Consider the following 3,723-nt stretch of genomic DNA (forward strand, 5'->3'; position numbering starts at 1 on the left):
GCCTCGAACAAAAAGGCCTGGTTGAAGACGGTTACGACAAAACCCCACAAGGCCAGGCGCTCGCCGAAGGTGGTGGTGACCGTGTGATCGAACGCAACGCCGCTTTAAGCTAAGCCCGTGGTGGCCTGGAAAAAAAGCCCAATTCCCCGATTGGGCTTTTGACTTTTCAGCCACAGCGTTCAAGAAGTCGCGATTTTCCTTCGTTGCATCCCCCCCTGCCGTTCGACGCCGATAAAGCCGATTTGCTAGAGTGCGGCGCTTGTCCTGCCAAAGAACACGCCCTGCGATGCTGCCCCGCGCCGAACAGAAACAACAGACCCGCAACGCCCTGATGGACGCTGCCCGCCACTTGATGGAAAGCGGCCGAGGATTCGGCAGCCTGAGCCTGCGCGAAGTGACGAAAACCGCCGGAATCGTGCCCACCGGTTTCTATCGGCATTTTGCCGATATGGACGAATTGGGCTTGGTGCTGGTGAGTGAAGTCGGCCAGACCTTCCGCGAGACCATCCGCTTGGTGCGCCACAACGAATTCGTCATGGGCGGCATTATCGATGCGTCGGTGCGCATCTTTCTTGATGTGGTCAGCGCCAACCATTCGCAATTTCTGTTTCTGGCCCGTGAGCAGTATGGCGGCTCGCAACCGGTGCGACAGGCGATTGGCCGCTTGCGCGAAAACATCAGCGCCGACCTGGCGGCTGACCTTGGGCTGATGCCCAAGCTTCAGCATCTGGACGCAGCCGGCCTGAGCGTGATCGCCGACCTGATCGTCAAATCCGTTTTCGCCACCCTGCCGGACATCATCGACCCGCCGGCCGAGGCCTTGCCGGAACATCTGACGCCACAGGCCAAGATCACCCAGCAACTGCGCTTCATCTTTATCGGGCTCAAGCACTGGCAAGGGCTGGGCAGTACCGAATAACCCTCCTCCCTCCAAATAGTCATACATCTCCTGTGGGAGGGGGCTTGCTCCCGAATGCAGTGTGCCCGTCGAAACATGCTTGCCTGACACACCGCTTTCGGGAGCAAGCCCCCTCCCACAATTGGATCAGCGTCTCGGCCTCCATTTGGTGCATGTAAAAATCCTCACGCACCAAAATATCTCAATTCCCCGCAACATCTTGAAACATCCACTACGCTCCGACAGGGATTTCCTACATCTCGTCCGATTGGCAAGCCCCTTGCTCTAGCCTGAGTATTGTCCACTGCTGGAAGCTTTCCGATGCTGGTGATTCATCGCAGAATCGACCCTCAACCCCTCTGGGCCGCCGAGTTGCTCCTGACCTTCGAAGCACGGAGCAAAAGCCGTTTGCGCTGTTTCAGTGCCGAGGGTGAAGACGTCGGGTTGTTTTTGGAGCGCGGTCAGGCACCGCTGTATGACGGCGAATGCCTACAGGCTGAAGACGGACGCATCGTTCGAGTTTGCGCCCGCCCCGAACAACTGCTGCACGTCACCTGCGCCAATGCCTTTGAACTGACCCGCGCCGCTTATCACTTGGGCAATCGCCACGTTGCCCTGCAAGTCGGCGATGGCTGGCTGCGTTTGCTCGACGATTACGTGCTCAAAGCGATGCTCGAGCAACTCGGCGCGCAGGTCGAAGCCATTGAAGCGCCGTTCCAGCCGGAGCACGGTGCCTACGGCGGCGGCCATCACCATTCGCGCCACGGCGACGAAGACTTCAACTACGCGCCCAAACTCCACCAGTTCGGCGTGCGCCTGTGAATCCGGCCTGGGCGCTGCTGCGCCTGGCCAGTCCGCAATTGCCGATTGGCGGCTACAGCTATTCCCAAGGCCTGGAAATGGCGGTGGATAACGGCCGGGTCAACAATCCGGACAGCGCTCGCCGCTGGATCAGTGATCAGTTGCTGCTCAACCTCGCCCGATTCGAAGCGCCGCTGCTGCTCGCCCATTGTCAGGCCGCTGCGGATGAAAACTGGGGCGAACTGCTGCAGATCTGCGAAACCCACCGCGCCAGCCGTGAGACCCGCGAACTGCATCTGGAGAGCCGGCAGATGGGTTACTCGTTGCAGCAACTGCTCAACGGCTTGCCGGAACTGGACGCACCCGCGCGCGACTTTCTTGAGCAGTGCGCCGAACCGCACTTGGCCCTCGGCTGGGCGCTGGCCGCCCGCGCCTGGGGCATCAGCCCGCAGGACGCGCTCGCCGCGTGGCTGTGGAGCTGGCTGGAAAACCAGCTCGCCGTCCTGATGAAAACCCTGCCGCTGGGCCAGCAAGCCGCCCAGCGCCTGACCAGCGAACTGCTGCCGCTGCTGCAACAGGCACAGCAGGACGCCACCCGAATCAACCCCGAACACATCGGCAGCACCGCGTTCGGTCTGTCCCTGGCGTGCATGGCCCATGAGCGCCAGTACAGCCGCCTGTTCCGTTCCTAGGGCCTGTTTTTTTAGGCCTTTTATTTTTGGAGAAGCCGCATGAACACACAACCTCTGCGCGTCGGTATCGGCGGCCCGGTCGGTTCCGGCAAAACCGCGTTGACCCTGGCCCTGTGTCTGGCGCTGCGCGAGCGCTACAACCTCGCCGTGGTCACCAATGACATCTATACCCGCGAAGATGCGGATTTTCTGGTGCGCAATGAAGCCCTGGCACCGGAGCGGATCATCGGCGTGGAAACCGGTGGCTGCCCGCACACGGCAATCCGCGAAGACGCCTCGATCAACCTCGAAGCGGTGGATCAATTGAACCGGCGCTTTCCGGGGCTTGATCTGATTCTGGTGGAGTCCGGCGGCGACAACCTTTCGGCGACGTTCAGCCCGGAACTGTCCGACCTGACTATCTACGTAATCGACGTTTCGGCCGGCGACAAGCTGCCGCGCAAGGGCGGGCCGGGTATCTGCAAATCCGACCTGCTGGTGATCAACAAGATCGACCTCGCCCCACTGGTCGGCGCCTCGCTGGAAATGATGGACAGCGACACAAAACGCATGCGCAACGGCAAGCCGTTTGTGTTCAGCAACCAGAAAACCGGTCAGGGCCTGGAAGAGATCATCGCCTTCATCGAACGCCAGGGCCTGCTGACCGCAGCCTGATTCACTTATCAACAAGGAAGCTTATCCATGACACTCAAACGCATTCTTGGCGCCCTGGCGCTGCTGCTGACCCCGGCGCTGGCCTTTGCTCACCCTGGGCATGGCGATAGTGGCTTGATCGCTGGTATCAGCCATCCGATGGGCGGCCTCGATCATTTGCTGGCGATGATTGCCGTCGGTTTGTGGGCGGCTCAGCAGCAAGGCGCGGCGCGTTGGGCGCTGCCGTGCACCTTCGTCGGCACCATGCTGATCGGCGGCATGCTCGGCTTTGAAGGGCTGGAATTGCCGGCACTGGAAAGCGGGATAGCGGCGTCGGTGCTGGCGCTGGGCCTGGCGGTTGCGCTGGTGGTGCGTCCGCCATTGGTGATGGCGGTGGCGGCGACGGCGTTGTTTGCGCTGTTCCATGGTGTCGCGCATGGCCTGGAGTTGCCGGACATGTCGAGTCCTTGGGCGTATGCGGCCGGTTTCGTGGCGGCAACCGCTGCGCTGCATGCCGCCGGTTATGCGGTGGTTCGTTTTCTGCCTCAGGCTGCTGCGCCGCTGGTGCGCCTGGCGGGTGCTGCTTCGGCGGTGACGGGTGCGTGGTTGCTAGCGGGCTGATCTCTAACGCCTGATCGGCCCCTTCGCGAGCAAGCCCGCTCCCACAATGGATTGATGGTGCACACAAAACCTGTGGGG

Annotated in this window: 5 protein-coding genes; all 5 read left to right on the forward strand. The window is 61.5% G+C overall.

The genetic code is table 11. The features are described 5' to 3' along the window. Nucleotides 1-286 precede the first annotated feature (286 nt). The 5 genes from K5E40_RS34035 (at nucleotide 287) to K5E40_RS34055 (ending at nucleotide 3,645) form a co-directional block, all read left to right on the forward strand. Nucleotides 287-919, forward strand: coding sequence for a TetR family transcriptional regulator (locus K5E40_RS34035; RefSeq protein WP_221734401.1), 633 nt, complete (start codon nucleotides 287-289; stop codon nucleotides 917-919). A 300-nt stretch (nucleotides 920-1,219) separates the two neighbouring features. After that, complete coding sequence (gene ureE / locus K5E40_RS34040; protein WP_221734402.1) at nucleotides 1,220-1,720, forward strand: urease accessory protein UreE; 501 nt, start codon at nucleotides 1,220-1,222, stop codon at nucleotides 1,718-1,720. Then, the gene (locus K5E40_RS34045; RefSeq protein ID WP_221734403.1) at nucleotides 1,717-2,391 is read left to right on the forward strand and encodes an urease accessory protein UreF; all 675 of its coding nucleotides are present in this window, start codon (nucleotides 1,717-1,719) and stop codon (nucleotides 2,389-2,391) included. Before ureE ends, K5E40_RS34045 begins: the two co-directional genes overlap by 4 nt. A 39-nt stretch (nucleotides 2,392-2,430) precedes the next feature. Beyond that, entirely contained in the window at nucleotides 2,431-3,045 is a 615-nt protein-coding gene (gene ureG, locus K5E40_RS34050) for an urease accessory protein UreG (RefSeq protein WP_071174254.1), read from the forward strand. 27 nt (nucleotides 3,046-3,072) lie between these two features. Continuing rightward, nucleotides 3,073-3,645, forward strand: coding sequence for a HupE/UreJ family protein (locus K5E40_RS34055; protein WP_221734404.1), 573 nt, complete (start codon nucleotides 3,073-3,075; stop codon nucleotides 3,643-3,645). Nucleotides 3,646-3,723 lie beyond the last annotated feature (78 nt).

This window comes from Pseudomonas baetica, assembly GCF_019733355.1.
GTDB lineage: Bacteria > Pseudomonadota > Gammaproteobacteria > Pseudomonadales > Pseudomonadaceae > Aquipseudomonas > Aquipseudomonas baetica_A.